Genomic DNA, 17,088 nt, shown 5'->3' with positions numbered 1-17,088 from the left:
TATGAAGCATCATCGATTAAGATAAAGGATTAATATGACCGTACATGGAATTGCAACGAGTGATTTTAATGCATTAAACGAACTAAAAGTTCAAGCTCAAAATAATGCAAAAGAAGCGCTGCCTGATGCAGCCAAGCAATTTGAAGGAATATTCTTACAATCCATGTTGAAAAGCATGCGTATGGGGCAGCACTTTCTTGATGAATCTAGCCCATTTAGAGGCAAAGATCGGGAAACTTTTCAGGATATGCTAGATGCTCAATATGCGAGTACTATTGCAAATTCCAAGAGTATTGGTTTGGCCGACATGCTTGCAAAACAAATGGAACATAATCTGCCTACCGCAGAACAACCAGCAAAGAGTATACCTGCTAAGACGGAGCTTCCTTCTTCTTTACCTGCTATTCCAGTTAAGGCTGCAGAACAGGAGATACCAGCAACTACTACAATTGATGAGTTCGTCAAGTCAATTTGGCCCCAGGCAAAACACGCTGCGTCACTTATTGGTTTGGATCCTAAAATTTTAATGGCACAGGCAGCTTTGGAAACAGGATGGGGAAAATTTGTCACTAAGGATATTGATGGGACCAGCAGCAATAATTTGTTCAATATCAAGTCGACTAGTGGTAACGAGTTTGACTCAGTAAATGTTAAAACTACAGAGTATATTGCCGATACACCAATTAAAGTCAATGCATCGTTCAGAAAATATTCGTCAATTGAGCATAGCTTTAATGATTATATTTCTTTAATCAAAGGCAGTGAGCGTTATCAAAATGCTTTGGCCAGTACCGGAAACCCAGAGCTTTATGTCAATGAGTTACATAAGGCAGGATATGCGACTGATCCTGAGTATGGTACAAAAATTTTATCAATTTATCATGGCGATGAATTAAATCAGGCAATTCAACGCTGTGAGTTATTAGAACACGTTTGATGGACATTTGAATATTAGGTCAGGGAGTGAGTCACTATGTCAATACTAAGTATTGCTTATTCGGGGATGAATGCTTTTCAAAACGCTTTGAGTGTTACTGGAAATAATATTGCAAATATTAAAACTCGAGGTTATTCAAGACAAAGCATTCAATTTACTGCAACTCCCACGCGTAAGTTTGCGGGCTCGTTTATTGGTACTGGAGTAGCGGTTAATAATGTTTCCCGTAACGTGGATCAATTTGCTAATGCACAAGTGAGAAGTACCCAAAGCATTAAATCTCAATACGATACTTTTTACCAACAAGCCTTACAAATTAATAAGTTACTTTCTCAGGATGGCAGCAGCCTTTCCTCGTCTTTGCAATCCTTTTTTGATTCGTTAGGCCAACTAAATAATGCGCCAGACAGCGTTGCGTCGCGAAATGTTGTTATGAGCCAAAGTCAATTATTAGCGAGCCAATTTTTGTTCTTACAACAAAATCTCGATCAATATCAAGAAAACTCCACAGCCCAGATAAAGGAAATAGCAAATAAAATCAATCAAATAACATCAGATCTTGCCGCTGTGAACGGACAAATAATGAACTCGCCTAATTCACCTGAGTTGTTGGATCAACGGGATGAATTACTCAAGCAACTGTCCGAATACTCTGATTTAACTGTTGTGGAGCAGAATAATGGGATGGTCAATGTGGGTATTGGCAGTGGTCAAATGCTGGTGATTGGAGCAACACAGCGTGCTTTGTCTGTGAGTTATGATCAATTAACAGCACAAGGGACTCATATTTCATTGGATACAGGTGCAGGACAAACAGATATTACAAATCAACTGGCAAGTGGAACATTAGGTGGTTTACTGGATTATGAACGAAATATTTTATCTAAAACCAGTCAAATAATAGGTCAAATGGCGATTGGTTTAGCACAGACATTCAATGCTCAAAATCGTTTGGGTATGGATTTGAACAATCAATTAGGGCAGAACATTTTTACTGATTATAACAGTCAAGCTTTGCAACTGAAACGCTCGATTGAGGCAGCAACAAATGCAGGGTCTGGAGTATTGTCCGTGAATATTTCTGATATTTCACAAACCCAAATAAGTGATTACCAATTAGTTGTTACCAATGCAGGAGCAAATCAGGTAACACTCATTCGTGATTCTGATGGTTCTGCTGTCACTTTAAATTGGACTAGCAATCCACCAACTCCTCCTGCAGGTCAAATTGTAGTTGATGGGATGACTATTACTGTAGATAACATAGCTAATTTGGTAAATAATGATTCTTTTACACTTATGCCTACCCGTGGAGCTGCTGTAAATTTTGCTCTATTGATGAGTGATCCTCGTCAATTAGCACTTGCATCACCTGTGCAAACCAGCGCTTCCTTAAACAATACAGGGCAGGGAAAAATCGACTTGGGCTCTGTAATAAATACGACAGAGGTTACAAAACAATATACTGTTGATTTTATTTCTCCAACTCAATTCAATTTGATTAACGTTACTGATGGTATTACAACTGGCCCAATTACATTTGTTCCCAATACAGATAATGTGATTGAGATTCCGGACAATATCAATCCGTCTTACTCTATTACTCTATCCGGAGCCCCAAATACTGGTGATCAGTTTACAGCCCAGTACAACCAGGGGGGATATGGTGATAACCGTAATGGGTTACTTTTAGCCGGAATTCAGCAACAAGATATTTTTTCTAACGGTACAGAAACACTTTTTGACGTTTATTCTGATTTACTTTCTGATTCAGGAAGTCTAACGAATGAGGCTAAAAATCGCAGTGATGCATTTCAAGTTTTATATAAACAATCTGTAGATTATCAGGAAAGTATTAGTGGAGTTAATCTGGATGAGGAAGCGGAAAATTTATTGCAATTCAAGCAAGCATATGAAGCTGCAGGGAAGCTGATGGAAATAGCCAATCAAATGATGGAAATTCTTTTTCAAATAATGAGGTGATAAATGCGTATTTCAACAAATCAAATTTATCAGAACAGTTTGAGCAGTTTATTACTCAAGCAAGAACGAGTAGCGAAACTGCAAGAGCAACTAAGCGAAAATTTTTTAAAGGTACGTTATTCATCTGATGATCCCATCGCTTTTGCGCAAATCGAACTAATGAACCAGCGTATAAGCATCACCGAGCTCCTGCAAAAAAATCGTGAAAGCGCTGATAGTGCGCTGAGTATGGAAGAATCCATTTTGAATGATTGCACAACCAGCTTACAGCGTTTGCGGGAAATTCAGGTTAAGGCAGGTAATGCAACATTATCTGAACAGGATCGTAAGGCATTAGCAATCGAAGCGAATATCATTTTGAACGAATTGCTTGATTATGCAAATACAAAAGATATTCATGGTGATTATATGTTTAGTGGTGCTCAAACTACAACCTTGCCTTTTTCAATTAATTCATCAGGGCAATATGTATATAATGGAGACAGTACACAGCGTTTTCAGCTTGTTGCCAGTAGTTTACAAATGGCTGTCAATGATCCAGGTGATGCTCTTTTCATGCGTATACCCAATGGGAATGGCAGTTTTACGATTAAACAAACAGGTACTCCTAATACAGGAACTGCATCATTAAATACGGGTTCGGTAACTACTCCCTCAGCTTATGTGCCTGATAATTACACCATGAGTTTTGCACTAAATTCACAGGGACAGCTAGTCGTCATGGTTAGTGGACTAGTAAGCGGGAATGTAATTCCTCCCACAGGTTTGCCTGATGATGCCCCTTTATACGAGGAGGGGATGAGTGTTAGTTTTAATGGTATGGAAATGAAAGTCTCAGGAGTGCCAAATCCAGGTGATGCTTTTTTAATTAGCCCTTCTCAAAATGAGTCAGTTTTTGCAACGATCCAGAATATGATTAATAATTTGAATCAACCCTATTCCAGTGCTACGGAAAAGGCAGCTGCAACAACGGTAAACAATCAAATATTGGCACAAATAGATAGTTCATTAACCACTATTTTGGATGCTCGGGCCAACCTGGGAGCTCGCCTAAATCAGTTAGAACATGCTGAAACAGCAAACTCTGATTTAATTGAACAAAGCAAAATTATTTTAAAACGGTTACAAGAGGTTGACCCATTAGCTGCCGCAACTGAATTCAAACAGGAATTGTATAATTTAGAAGTTGCACAACAAAGTTTTGTACTGATTCAGGGATTATCTGTTTTTAATTTCATTTAATTTGTAGTTTGTAGCCAGGGTGAAACGAAGTGAAACCCGGGTTTCGCTGCGCTGCACCCAGGCTACATTTTTAGCTATAGAAAGGCTGGGCTAAACATAGCAAGGTGGTTGTGTCTATTTTGAAAAAAACAAAGCATCAGTTCGTTATTCAGGGGGTGATTTTTCCAACCAAAATTGAGCTATATCAATTCGTCTTGCTATCCAAACATCCTGATATTGTGTTACATGCTCTAAAAAGTGTTTTAACATAAGACAACGTTCTGGCTTTCCACTCAGGCGTGGGTGCAAGCCTATAGTCATTAGTGCGAGACGTTTTTCTTGATAAAGATAATGAAACGTATTCATTAATCGTTCATAAAATGCCTTGGCGTCGGTAAAACCTGGTGTCGTTGTAAATCTGAAATCATTGCAGTCAAGAGAGTAGGGGATTATTAAATGCTTTTCACTATAATATGGCAATTCATCCGCATAGCTGTCTGAATCATAGAGAACCCCCCCGATTTCAAGCAATAATTTTCGTGTGCTTTCACTTCGTCGTCCTGTGTACCATCCTCTGGGTTTATGTCCGGTTAATTTTTCCAGAGTTTCCATACATAAAAGAATATGTTTCTTTTCAACTTTTCGTGGGATGTTGGCGTAATTTATCCAGCGCCATCCATGTCCTGCTATTTCATGGCTTTGTTGTGCCAGATAATCGGCTAACAAAGGATTCAATATCAATGCTTGTCCGGTAACAAAAAATGTAAGCGGTATTTTATAATGGTCAAATAAGCGCAATAGCCGCCATATGCCTACGCGGCTCCCATATTCATAAAACGATTCCATGCTCAGATTTCGTTGTCCTTTGGCTTTGGGTATAAAAGGAAAATCTGCACCACTAGTTTCCGCATGTGAATCACCATGGATGGGGCTTAATTCTGCCCCTTCTTCATAATTAATCACGAAATTAATGGCAATTTTTGCTTTATTGGGCCAAAAAAAATTGTTCCCTTCTGATCCATAACCCACTAAATCACGCATGCTTATCCTAGTTCAAAGGTGGTAATACCATAAATGCCTTCAATAGATAGTTTAGGTGTTCCTTTTAAATACATTCGTGCAGTTGCAAATACTTTAGACATCTTATATTTGTTTATTAGATTAACTGCTAAGGGATTATTTTCAGGAATATCGAGATAAACAGTTTCACCTTGAGCATATTCGACCAATTGCTCAAACAGTTTTTCAGCGATGAAAGGGGTATCAGCGAATAAGGGGCCTATTTTATATCCTTCAAAACATTTCCTGATTACTCCATAACCTTTTAATTGTTTTTCCTGCACATAACCAAGAGCCAAAGCAGTATTTTGTTTTATCCACTCGGAGAGAAATTTCGGTCTTGGGGCAGGAAAATGGTGACGATCGTATTGAGTTAATTGGTCAAAAGGAACAGTCTTTAATTCAACCAAATTTGGATCAGGCTTTGGAGTCAGTTGGACATGTTCTAAAGCATAGCGTGCATTACTGTGTGCAAACTGATAACCAATATGCGCATAGTTATCGACCATATCGAGTACTCCATCAATACCCGCGTTTCGATCACCAACATACAGCAGCCGAGCACGTGTTAATTGCATCCCATAGCCTTGGGCTCGATATTTTTTATCTACCATATAAAAACCACAAAAAGCAAAATGTTGGTCATAAACTACAGCAGAACCGACAGCAATAATTTGACCATTTAATTTGCCAGCGAAGAAACCTTGCGGATCAGTATGATAAAAACATTCTGCATCATTTAATCCTGGATTCCAACCTTCTTTCCGTGCCCATTCTACAGCAATTGAAACTTCTTCCTGCGTCATACGTTCGATATGATATTGGGACATGATATTCACTTTTTAGAGTGTGTATACAATAAATTAAATATTAAAGTAGTAACTAAAGCAAATAGATACTCGTTTTATTAGAAGGATAAACAGCATCATTTCTTGTTTTTACTTTTCGCTTTTATCCGTTAATTAAAAGGATACTAAATAAAAAAAATTCCTGTATTATGATCTTCTTGAGTCTTTTAAAAATGTAAGGAAGCATTTATGAATTTCAATATTAGGAATACCTTAGGCCCCTTATTTCTTATCCTTTCATGCCCTATTTTTGTCATGTTAATGTGGTACACCAATACCCAACTTCAAGGGTCTTTGTCTGCTCTGTGGGATTTAATGCTCCAAAACGGTTTTTTGCAAACAATAGTTTCAGTCTGGACGCCTTATTTTTGGGGATCTTTTATTGCTTGGAAAATTATTTTAATTTTTGCTGTATTTGAACTGGCTTTAATGCGTATTCTGCCAGGAAAATCATTTAATGGTCCGATTACGCCTAAAGGGAATGTCCCGGTTTATAAAGATAATGGTGTTTTGGCGTTTATTGTCACGATGACAACCTTTTGTATTGCATCGTTTGGCTTCAATTTATTCTCAGCCTCTATTCTTTATGACAATCTCGGAGCTCTTTTCGGAGCATTGAATTTGTTGAGCCTTATCTTTTGCATATTTTTGTATCTCAAAGGACGTTTTTTTCCTTCTACAACCGATTCGGGAATAACCAAGAATATATTATTTGATTACTATTGGGGAACAGAACTCTATCCTCAAGTTCTGGGGTGGAGTATTAAAAAATTTATTACATGCCGTTTTGGCATGATGAGCTGGGGGCTTTTTCTTATTTCTTATTGTGCCAAACAAGCAGAATTAGGTGGTTTATCGAACTCAATGTTAATTTCCGTTTTCTTGCAATTTGTCTATCTGAGTAAATTTTATATGTGGGAAAAGGGTTATTTACGTTCTCTGGACATCATGCATGATCGCGCAGGTTTTTATATTTGCTGGGGGTGCATGGTATGGGTTCCGTGCGTTTATACCTCGCCAAGTATGTATCTTGTACTCCATCCGATTCATTTATCTTTTGTATGGGCAACCCTCATTTTGGTCTTAGGTTTTGCCAGCATTATTATTAATTATCTTGCAGATAAACAAAGACTTGTTGCACGAGCGACTCAAGGCGAATGTAAAATCTGGGGCAAAAAACCCGTCATGGTGTTGGCTCGTTACGAGACTACGGAAGGAGATAAAAAACAAACCATATTACTTGCTTCTGGGTGGTGGGGAATCGCTAGGCATTTTCACTATATTCCAGAGCTTGCAGGCACATTTTTTTGGTCTGTCCCAGCTTTATTTGATAATTTTGCACCGTATTTTTACCTTTGCTTTTTAACGGTTTTGCTCTTTGACAGAGCATTTCGTGATGATAAACGTTGCTCTGCTAAGTATGGTTATGATTGGAAAAAATATTGTGAACTGGTGCCCTATAAAATTGTTCCTCTTGTAGTGTGACATGAATTAACATTCATTTCTTTTTCTAATCTATAAACCCTGGGTGAGAGCAGGGCGAGTATAGTAGCCTGGGTGCAGCGTAGCGAAACCCAGGTTCCGTTGCGCTGCACCCAGGCTACACGCTCGTTAAAAATTAGGAATTGACGCATAACACGCAAATAAAATACCCAATAGATGAATGTAATCCCCAACTAATATATTTTTAAGATACCATTTGGGTAAGCGTTCATTTCGAATGTCGCTTTGCAAGTATTTGATTATGGGTACAAATGCGACAACAAAAAAAACTATAAACACATGATAAAGAAACACCAGTTCTTGGGTATTACTGTATAAATATGTTTTATATCGCATTTGCCAAAGCGTAATACAGATAACGATGAATGAAAAGAAAAATACTTTAATAATACTGTTTAAATCAGTCATAAAAGGAAGTTTTTTGCGATTCGATACAATTTCTTGTTCTGATAGGTCGAGTGCATTAAATGACATCGATTCAATCAAGGCACATATTAAAAAAAATACACAATAAATGTAAATGCTGATTGTTGTTAACGAGGACATGTGTAAGTATTATTAATATCATCTAAAAGCCAAAAGTGTATATAATTTTACCACAATACGTCTTGGGTCGTCGATAAAGCCCTTTGCAATTTTGTCTCGAACGTTATCTGTACCAATAGTTATTTTTAGTGTAAAAATTTGACCATTAAAATCTAAATAAAATGAAAATTATGTGAGTCAAGACTGTTTTTTTATTCTTTATTTGTTAAGATAGCTACGTCTAATTCTTTTTTTAATTATCCAGTATCTGTGGATATTTATTTCACTTCGTGTCAAATCATCATCTATTGGTTATGAGAAAGTCTTTACGTACTTATCCTCTTTTCTTTTAAAAACAAAATAATCCTTTTAAGTTACTCACATTTTCTGTGGATAAGTCTGTTTATAGTCTGTCAAACCCTTGTAAACTTTTGCAATAAAAGCGATGACGTCATTTTATTCAATGTACTTTTTTGTGTTTTTAATAAGGATACAACAAGCATGCCCCTAAAGTGACAAGTAGTGCCCCAGACCATTGTAGGGGAGAAATTTTTTCTCCAATCCAATAGGCGAATATTTGTGCAAATACTACTGATGTATTCCGTAAGGTAATTGCCAGACCTGCTTCTGAATAACGCAATCCCAATAAAAACAATAAAAAAGATAAGGCACTTAAAGCCCCACCAAATGACATGCCTTTCCAGCTAATTTTGATTTTCTCACCAAGTATTTGACGTTGCTTTTTATTCATTAACAAAAATATGCCAGGTAGCGCAATCCACATCGCCGCTGCAAATAAAGCTGCTGGATTAGCGCCATGAGCTAAAGAGCGTCCATAGCATAGGTGATATCCCGCAATACAGATCCCACATATAAACGGAAAGAGTATTTGTCTTGAATGGCCTGCTTCAAAGGTTTTTCCAGTCAATGCTAGCCCAAAAAAGACAGCAAATATTCCAAAAATATTGAATAAGCTAATCTGCTCGCCTAAAAACTCTATGGAAATAAACCAAACTATGATCATAGCGATTCCACGCATAACAATGTAGGCCTTACCTAGAGATGATTGCGTTAAACTAATGGCTAATGTGATCACATAGCCAGCCTCAAATAACCCAGAAACTAATGACCATAAAAATGAGTTTACATTGGGAAATAAAGGGGCATTAAAAAAAGGAATAAAGAGTAAGGAAAAAACTGTGGCAAAACTCATTATCCCTAATATTTCAAAATAAGGTTCTGATGTTTTCTTTGCAAATGAATTCCAGGCAGCATGAACAATTGCAGATAAAATAATAAGGGCACCTGATCCCATAGTGTTTTTTCCTACTTAATCTAAAAAATGCAGATGCGATTATATCTAAAAATAAATAGAAATTGGTTGCAGGTTATAAAGAAATCATTTTCTTATTTTTATTTAGTAAGTATTCTTATTATTTATAAGCTCCCAACATTTGTTGAAAAGAGACAAGTAAAAACAACAAAATTTAAATCTTCCCCTGTACAGGTAAATAAAACCCCTGTTGGTTCATTCGAATGTTCTGATATTAAGATTTTATGCATTAATTTCATCCCGCCAGCAGAATGACAGACATTTGATAACGTACTAAAAACATTATTTATTGTTTTAATCTGGCCAGAGCTTTCATACGCTTGTTCGCATTGAGGTGATTGTCCGCTTGGTGGAGAAAGTGGTTTTTCAGCATAAGCGCTTTGATAAATTAATGAAAAGAGCAGCAGTAATCCACGAAAAATTTTCATAAGAATCGTCCATGTAATATTAATTCTTTTAGTATAGGTTTGAATTGAAAAAAATGAGAAATATGTTTTTCGGGATGGAGATAGATTTAGAGTATAAGTGAAAGCCCATACTTCGCTATGCAAAATACGGGCTATGTTTCGTTATAGCATCTGACTGCCAAAATAAATACTTGCAGCAGTTAATCCTGTTGTAACAACTACTTTCGTAAAGAAACCACACCATGATCCCGTGGTTTGTTCTTTCTTTAATTCATGATCTTTTTGCTGATGAGGATTTTCAATAGATTTACTTCCTAACTTACCACTAATGAAAGGGCAGACATCCATTGTTTCCAGCTCACTACTTGCCTTTTCTACCTCGGATTTTGTTTGCAATACAGGAGTAGGAGGAGTCCTACCAGAAAGTTCATCATATAGTGAAGGGGCAAGTTTTTGTATTACTAAACTTAATCCCCCATTAATTCCTCTTGAGTTGGCTTTGGCGCCTGAGGTTCCTTCAAGTTGCTGTAGGGTTACACCAATGGTAAATAAGTTATTAAGAGCGGTTATTGCATCAGGATTAATATCCATTGACTCTCCACTCTCTAATTGGCGAACGACCTCAATAAGGTGATTCGTACCAAGTTTTTCTCTGAGTTGAGTAATGATTCCTTCGCAGTAAGTAAATTGTAATCCTAAAATTGGCCCATTTTCATTAGTGGGTAAATTTGATGCGTCTTCTCTTAATTTTAAAAACAACTCATCATCATTTAATATGGCTTTAAGTGCTCGTGCATTAGGATGTTCTTCTCCATAATGAACTGTATCTCGCAGCAATTGTTCCATGAGCATTTGCTCTGAAACAAGAACTGCAATGGATAACAATCCAGCTGTATGCTTAGGGTTTGTTAAATCAGGATTCGCCAACTGTCCGTTAATTCGCACATCAATTAATCCTTCATCCGTTGAAATGGGCATCTTCCCATCTAAATAGAGAGCGGGACTATCATCTTTTTTCTGCAAATCAAAAGCATAGATAATTGCTTTAAGCGTGTTTTGATTTACTGCATAGGAGTTAGTCAAATGCTTTAATAAAGGGTGTCTTACACTTTTTGCTAAGGTTGCCTTTAAAGGCTGAACCATTTCAAATGCAAGATTCAATGTTAAGAGATCTTCTACGATATCTTTTTCTTGTACATTGCTTTGCATTTGTTTATATACATTTTTTATGATGGTAGAATCCATTAATTGTGACGGATCAAAGCCATATTCCTTTTCTAAAATTTCAAGAAGAATATCCATCGCATTGAATGAGCGGTTTTGTGTATGCAGAATATGTTCGTTACCTTTCATTAAACCAAGCATTAATAATTTTCCTTGGTCTTCCGGTAAGCGGCGAAAACCACTTTTTGAAATTCGTATTACTCGAATTATATCTTCTGCATGCTCTGGCTTGACTAATTTTTTATTACTTTCTTTAATAATCCAACCCATAGGCGCAAGCCGATCATTTACATTAACTACAAAACCATTATCTTGATATGTTTGAGTATGCTCAGGATCAAGATCGATTTTAGTATTCGATGGGATGCTTGATGTTTCTAATACCATTCCCGAATGTGTTTTAACAATTTTTTTGTCATGTTCTGTGATAATTTCAAATTTGCCTTTATCTAACTCTTCAGTAATAAGTTGATATTGCTGGGAGTCAACTCCTTTTGGATGACAAAGATATAGAAATCCTTGTTTTGAAAGTTTGCTACTGAGACTGATTCCTGTTTGCCAGACCGAAAAATGAATGGTATCCCAAATTGATTCGCCGCCATGCAGATTTTCTGTGTTTGGATATTTAAGCGCTTGATTGCGCTCATTTAATATTTTCCCTTTTCCAATACTATAATGGCTGGATTTTTCCAACAATTTCGTATTTTGTGACACTGTAGAGCCTCCCTTGGAAAGACCAAACACATCAGATTGATTTTTCCCTTCGGCGGTATGTTCAATAGAGTTTTCCTCATAGTTCTCTTCGCATACTGGCTCAATCAAAGCAGAAAACTGGGCTAAACTCAATTGGAATCGTATGGCTAAGGCGCCCATTTCGGAGAAATTTTTTCGCAATGCTTCCATTCCATGAACAGAAACATCTTCCTCTTTAAATTTTACTCCCGTATATTTAAGTGTGAAACCTTTTATTGAGTCTTGCTTTTGGAACATTCTGCACCTGAATTCAATTTGAACTAAAAGTCCTTGAATTATACGTATCGATTATTAACAAATTATTAAGGGTTTATTAAGTACATGAATTTCCCTTATGCAGAAAATATTTAAAGATTTCGAAGTTTTTTTAGAAGAATATAAAAAATTAGGTGTTTAAGAGTGGTTGGTTCTATCTTCATTGGAGCAGGCGATTACATTCGCAATTCTTCTGATTTTTTTTGGGAGACGTTTGTAGATTCTAGAGATTGTGTTGATTCTATAGAAGGTGGTTCTGATATTATTGTTAAATCATTTGCTGCTTTATGTTGAGGTTTACTAGGAGTTGTTGTTTGTGAATGGAGGATGGGACCCATTGCGTTTGAGTAACTGCATCCATGGTCATACTCATCTAATGCTTCTTCAAGTATTATCCCTTCATTCTCTTTTTCAAGTTTCCGCATGAATTTCTCGTCTTGTCTCGTCGCATAAAGTTCTATTCCCCACTTAACTACCCCAAATATAGCCAGCCCAATACCAAATCCGAATAAAATGGGTCCCATTATAGGAGGCGCTGCTACGGCACTTAGAAAAATCATTAAACCAATCGTTGATAAAATCACCCCCGCTCCACCTAAAGCAAAATTGGTAAAGGATTTGAGTATGGCTTCATTGGTTAAGAGATCATTTCGTTTCAATTCATGCAATGGCTCCGTTATGAGTTCAATGTCTTTATCAATTTGGGCAATTTGATGTTGAAGCTTGCTTACTAGATCAATAAGTGTTGAATCACTTGTCTGGTCTTTTTTATCAATTTGTTCTGTGTTCCATGCCAAATAAGTGATTAGATCTTTACGATCTTGATATAATTTTGAAAGTTTGGTTACCGGAGGATCATCAGGGGGTAATTCAGGCCATCCTATTTTACTGCGAATCGCATTGATAAACCGCAAAAGAATGCTATCCATTTGGGGAGCTACATAGGCTTTTTTACTGCGAATCGCATTGATAAATTCCAATTCTTCTTTCAGTGACTCATCGGTTGATTTTTCAAGCATGTGCTTTAGTTCTAAGGCTCGAATTTCCAATCGCTCACGATACTTATCATTCTCTAAAGCATCAGAATCACGCGAATCTAATAAATGATTAAATTCCTTTTTTTCTTTATAAGCACTCCGCGTTTGATATTTATTAATAAGCGAGATTGTAAATGATATTACTTCTATAAACGTAGCAAGAGAAGCCAAAGCCAACCCAATTTTCGCAGCGATTAGTCCCCCTAGAACAAAAGCAGTAATGGCTAAGGCTGTTATGCCTAAAAGAAAACCTAATGCCAAAATTTTAGCCGGTATCGAACTTTTCTTGTCCGTTATCATGGCAATCGAAGCAGGAATAATGGAGGCAATTTGAAACACAAATCCAATGTAAGGGAGTTCTTTTGCGGACGAAAAAGCAGAGGCAATCAGACCAAAAAATTTTTGTCCACCTTCAAGTAGACGTTGGAATAACTTCCCCTTTTTATGGGCAATTTCACTATATGACTTCTGTTCTTTCTTCCTTTTGTTTATTGTTTTTTTTAAATCATCCATTTCTTCTGACAGAATGACATGTTTTTTGTGGGAATACGTCATAGTTGCTTTTCAAAATGGTATATATTAAGTATAGGGTAGCATTTATTATGTACATATTAAGTACATTGCGTTATTAATTATCCATGTTGTTCTCATTAAAAACAATAGGGTGGGGTGAAAATTACCAGGTGAGACATTGATGGTAAAAATAAGAAATTTAGTTATAGTGCTCCTTTTCGGGTTCCATGCTTCACTTTTTGCATCTGCGATTGAGCAACCTTGGCTTGATAATAAAGTTCGATCATTTATAAAAGGCAAGCCTGTAAAAGCTATGGTTTATGGCCTATGGATCAATGGAAAACCAATTAGTATTCAGGCTATTGGAAATTCCATGACGGCTGTGCCCGCAACAAAAGACATGCATTTTCGTATCGGCGGAGTAACGGAAACATTGTTAACAACGGCTTTGATGCTGTTAGTAGAAAAAAAGGATTTAAGTCTTGAGGATAAAGTGGGGCGCTGGTATCCCAATTTGCCCAATGCAGGTCAGGTTGATTTAAAAATGCTTGCTAATGGTACCAGTGGTTTTCCCGATTATGTTTATAATGAGGAATTCATTAAAGTAGTCATTGACCAACCATTTAAGCAGTGGTCTGATAAAGAGTTAATTGATTATGCGTTTATGAAAGAACCTTTATTTAAGCCAGGCACCAGTCAACACTATTCTCATACTGACTACGTTATATTAGGGAGTATTTTAACTCAGGTAAGTCATCAACCGCTTAATCAATTATTTCATTCCTTAATTTTTAAACAATTGGGGATGGAAAAGACTCAATTTGATCGTACAGCAACGATACCTTGCCCTGTATTGCATTCATTTAGTCAAGACAGAGGTGTTTATGAAGATGCAACTTTTTGGGATCCTTCCTGGACTGCAAGCTCGGGTGCAACGACTTCTACCATAGAAGATTTAGGAAAATGGGCGAATGCTTGGATGAATGGTAATTTACTAACAGACAAATCGACACAGCAATTAAGAGCCCCAGATACTGTAGGAAAAGGGAAAAATACAAATAAGCTTTATTTTGCAATGGGATTTGGCATAGCCAATCATTGGCTCATACAAAATCCTAGATTTGGTGGTTATAGTGGGGTTTTTGCTGTTTTACCGGAAAAGCAAATTGTGTTTGTTGCATTTAATACCTTAAAGCCCACAATAAAAGAAACCAATAATTTAAGCGTGGACTTATGGAAAGAACTCGCATCTATTTTAGCGCCAGATTATCCTGTTCCCGATTTCAATTAGGGCTTTATCCACGAGTACAAGAGTGATACTCGAATTATTGATGGTATGCGCTATGCTAATTAAAGAACCTAATCAATTGTGAGTTACCATATGGATTTTTACACACCTTCAGGATTATTACCTTTGATCAAGGAGCTTAAGCAATTAAATATTTTAGAGCATAATAATCATGACAATATGGAAAAGGTTTCATTAATTTTAAGAAATTGGGTTAAAAAAACAGATTGGCTTGAGGCGCATTTTTATGCAGTTGATCCAGTGAACGGATTTACTTCCTGGTTAATTTTTGAAGAGCCGGATCATTCCTTGGCGGTTAATTTAGTTGCTTGGGAGCCGGGACGAGAAATTACGCCACACGATCATAAAACCTGGGGTGTAGTAGGTTGTGTTGTTGGTATAGAAAAAAATTTTCTTTGGATTCGAAGAGATGATGGCTCCCAACCTGGATATGCGGATATCAAAAAACAAAATAACCCCATTACCTGTTTTCCCGGAGATGTTATTGCTTTTAATCCTGATGACATTCATAGCGTAGTAAATGTATCCGACTCAGTAGCTATTTCGTTGCATGTGTATGGTAAAAATTTAAATTATACCAATCGCTTTCAATATAATCCCCTGACCAACACTGCCGAACCTTTTATTGTTGATTTCAATTAATGCTCAATGAGTTGTGTGGGTACGTATTAAGAATTCTTTATGTATCTAATTGTGGTGTAGTTTTCATGAATTTGACTATATTTTCTTATTTTTTATAATAAAACTTATCTTGCCAGTTCGTTCTAGGTAGGCTTCTTTTATTTGATCTAAATCATCAGTCTTTAGCTTATCTCGTATGATTTCTAACAAATCCTCTTTAGATATCTGATTTTCTTCCAGCACATCCCAAATAATTTTCCCATCTTTAATTAGAATTCTTGGTCTGCCTTTTATTAATTTACCAAATTCATGGTATTTAAAAGAAAGTTGAGCAAATGTCCAATGTAAAAAAATAAGTAAAGCACTACCCGCCATTGCTTGTATCAATGTTGAAGGACCGTTAATTGTTCTGCTTAGTACTGCTCCAATAATAATGATCAGAACGAAATCGATGGTCGTATCAAAATGAAATCGCTTGTTGCCTACTCGGATTAAAAAAATAGCGTAAATATAAATTATAAGCGTTCTTATAAGAATATAAGAAAGGTCCATACTTGAATTAATTTTCTCGAGATAATAAAGCCACACTTATATCTCCCTAAATACTCATTTCTAATCAAGTATTGATCGCTTCTTAATTAAAATTTAGAAGCGATCTTAGTTCCGACCATTTAAGCTGGTGGAGGAGGACCTCTGCGGCCAAGAACAATAAAAACAATAAATAGGACCAAGAATATAAAAAATAGTATTTGTGCAATACTCGCTGCGGCTCCAGCAATTCCTCCGAAACCAAAAGCTGCTGCAATTATCGCAATGATAAAGAAAAGAATAGCCCAACCCAACATACATCCTCCTTAGGAATAGTTCCACTGGACTCATGATGAGTGTGTTTTGAGTATAGATAGCATAAATTTAAATTCAAGTTTATATCAGAAAAATCCCCTATGAGTTCTTGTTGGAAAAGATTTGTTGTCTTCTTTTGCTTTGGCAAAATAAGGGAAATAGGGGGGGGGTATAACAATCTACATGATAAAACTAAAGGAAAGCCTTAGATTGCGATGTTAAAAAGAAGACTATAATTGATCCATCGTGTCTAATATTTTGATATGAGCGAGACAAGAGGTTCTCATAGAGGCACGACATCATTAAAAAGAGGTCTATGATTATTTGTTCATTTTTGTTCTTTAAAAGGGCTTATCTAAAACAAGGAGAAAATCATGAAAGGAATAATGAAAATGATTGTTTTAAGCAGTATGTTTGTGATATCAAGTTATGTAATCGCTGATAACTCAGCAAGCACTTCGACTACCACTCAGCCAGCAGCAAATACGCATCCAGGCATGTGGATATGTACTACCAATGCGAGTAGTCCAACCTCAGGTTCACCTGATGAACAGGCGGATCAGAACATGTCTAAAAATGCGGCCAATGGAAATTCTGCATTTGATTTTGCCTTAAAAAATTGCCGTGACTGCACAAAAATTACCTGTGAACTGCAAACAAAACCTGCAGAATAAGAAAAAGTTTTCTTGTTAAAAAAATCCGGTGCTTTTTATGCAC

Annotated in this window: 16 protein-coding genes; 7 read left to right on the top strand and 9 right to left on the bottom strand. The window is 36.6% G+C overall.

What is annotated here, in order from left to right; genetic code table 11:
- Positions 1-34 precede the first annotated feature (34 nt).
- Genes flgJ through flgL form a run of 3 tightly spaced genes read left to right on the top strand, consistent with a single transcriptional unit; the run spans position 35 to position 4,162 of the window.
- Positions 35-937, top strand: coding sequence for a flagellar assembly peptidoglycan hydrolase FlgJ (gene flgJ / locus Lani_RS01730; RefSeq protein WP_019232063.1), 903 nt, complete (start codon positions 35-37; stop codon positions 935-937).
- A gap of 36 nt (positions 938-973) precedes the next feature.
- Positions 974-2,920, top strand: a complete 1,947-nt coding sequence (gene flgK, locus Lani_RS01725; RefSeq protein ID WP_019232064.1) for a flagellar hook-associated protein FlgK — start codon at positions 974-976, stop codon at positions 2,918-2,920.
- A gap of 3 nt (positions 2,921-2,923) precedes the next feature.
- On the top strand, positions 2,924-4,162 hold the full coding sequence (gene flgL, locus Lani_RS01720; protein ID WP_019232065.1) for a flagellar hook-associated protein FlgL: 1,239 nt from the start codon (positions 2,924-2,926) through the stop codon (positions 4,160-4,162).
- 144 nt (positions 4,163-4,306) lie between these two features.
- On the opposite strand, the gene Lani_RS01715 is transcribed toward flgL, so the two are convergent.
- Together Lani_RS01715 and Lani_RS01710 are read right to left on the bottom strand one after the other, a co-directional pair.
- The gene (locus tag Lani_RS01715; protein WP_019232066.1) at positions 4,307-5,182 is read right to left on the bottom strand and encodes a polysaccharide deacetylase family protein; all 876 of its coding nucleotides are present in this window, start codon (positions 5,180-5,182) and stop codon (positions 4,307-4,309) included.
- Between the two features lie 2 nt (positions 5,183-5,184).
- Complete coding sequence (locus tag Lani_RS01710) at positions 5,185-6,030, bottom strand: GNAT family N-acetyltransferase (RefSeq protein ID WP_019232067.1); 846 nt, start codon at positions 6,028-6,030, stop codon at positions 5,185-5,187.
- Positions 6,031-6,237: 207 nt separating this feature from the next.
- Here Lani_RS01710 and Lani_RS01705 point away from each other — a divergent pair, with 207 nt between their 5' ends.
- A complete protein-coding gene (locus tag Lani_RS01705) occupies positions 6,238-7,533 on the top strand; it encodes a phosphatidylethanolamine N-methyltransferase family domain-containing protein (protein WP_019232068.1) in 1,296 nt (431 codons plus the stop codon).
- Positions 7,534-7,659: 126 nt separating this feature from the next.
- On the opposite strand, the gene Lani_RS01700 is transcribed toward Lani_RS01705, so the two are convergent.
- The 5 genes from Lani_RS01700 to Lani_RS01680 all read right to left on the bottom strand — a co-directional run bounded on the left by Lani_RS01700 (position 7,660) and on the right by Lani_RS01680 (position 13,640).
- Positions 7,660-8,025: a hypothetical protein gene (locus Lani_RS01700; RefSeq protein WP_019232069.1), complete on the bottom strand. Its 366-nt coding sequence runs from the start codon at positions 8,023-8,025 to the stop codon at positions 7,660-7,662.
- A gap of 532 nt (positions 8,026-8,557) precedes the next feature.
- Complete coding sequence (locus Lani_RS01695) at positions 8,558-9,391, bottom strand: EamA family transporter (RefSeq protein ID WP_019232070.1); 834 nt, start codon at positions 9,389-9,391, stop codon at positions 8,558-8,560.
- A 122-nt stretch (positions 9,392-9,513) separates the two neighbouring features.
- Positions 9,514-9,837: a hypothetical protein gene (locus Lani_RS01690; protein WP_019232071.1), complete on the bottom strand. Its 324-nt coding sequence runs from the start codon at positions 9,835-9,837 to the stop codon at positions 9,514-9,516.
- 141 nt (positions 9,838-9,978) lie between these two features.
- Entirely contained in the window at positions 9,979-12,030 is a 2,052-nt protein-coding gene (gene ceg17, locus Lani_RS01685) for a Dot/Icm T4SS effector Ceg17 (RefSeq protein ID WP_019232072.1), read from the bottom strand.
- A gap of 194 nt (positions 12,031-12,224) precedes the next feature.
- Positions 12,225-13,640, bottom strand: a complete 1,416-nt coding sequence (locus Lani_RS01680; protein ID WP_019232073.1) for a T4SS effector SidA family protein — start codon at positions 13,638-13,640, stop codon at positions 12,225-12,227.
- A 139-nt stretch (positions 13,641-13,779) separates the two neighbouring features.
- On the opposite strand from Lani_RS01680, the gene Lani_RS01675 reads away from it, so the two are divergent.
- Both Lani_RS01675 and Lani_RS01670 read left to right on the top strand, forming a co-directional pair.
- Entirely contained in the window at positions 13,780-14,889 is a 1,110-nt protein-coding gene (locus Lani_RS01675) for a serine hydrolase domain-containing protein (RefSeq protein ID WP_019232074.1), read from the top strand.
- Positions 14,890-14,979: 90 nt separating this feature from the next.
- Positions 14,980-15,549, top strand: coding sequence for a cysteine dioxygenase family protein (locus tag Lani_RS01670; RefSeq protein ID WP_019232075.1), 570 nt, complete (start codon positions 14,980-14,982; stop codon positions 15,547-15,549).
- A 75-nt stretch (positions 15,550-15,624) separates the two neighbouring features.
- Here Lani_RS01670 and Lani_RS01665 read toward each other — a convergent pair whose 3' ends face one another.
- Both Lani_RS01665 and Lani_RS19505 read right to left on the bottom strand, forming a co-directional pair.
- Complete coding sequence (locus tag Lani_RS01665) at positions 15,625-16,116, bottom strand: DUF421 domain-containing protein (RefSeq protein ID WP_019232076.1); 492 nt, start codon at positions 16,114-16,116, stop codon at positions 15,625-15,627.
- Between the two features lie 83 nt (positions 16,117-16,199).
- On the bottom strand, positions 16,200-16,373 hold the full coding sequence (locus Lani_RS19505) for a DUF1328 family protein (protein WP_065233470.1): 174 nt from the start codon (positions 16,371-16,373) through the stop codon (positions 16,200-16,202).
- Positions 16,374-16,745: 372 nt separating this feature from the next.
- On the opposite strand from Lani_RS19505, the gene Lani_RS01660 reads away from it, so the two are divergent.
- Positions 16,746-17,045, top strand: a complete 300-nt coding sequence (locus tag Lani_RS01660) for a hypothetical protein (RefSeq protein ID WP_019232078.1) — start codon at positions 16,746-16,748, stop codon at positions 17,043-17,045.
- Positions 17,046-17,088 lie beyond the last annotated feature (43 nt).

It is taken from the genome of Legionella anisa, from assembly GCF_001467525.1.
Lineage (GTDB): Bacteria > Pseudomonadota > Gammaproteobacteria > Legionellales > Legionellaceae > Legionella > Legionella anisa.
This window is presented reverse-complemented; position numbering and strand designations above follow the sequence as displayed.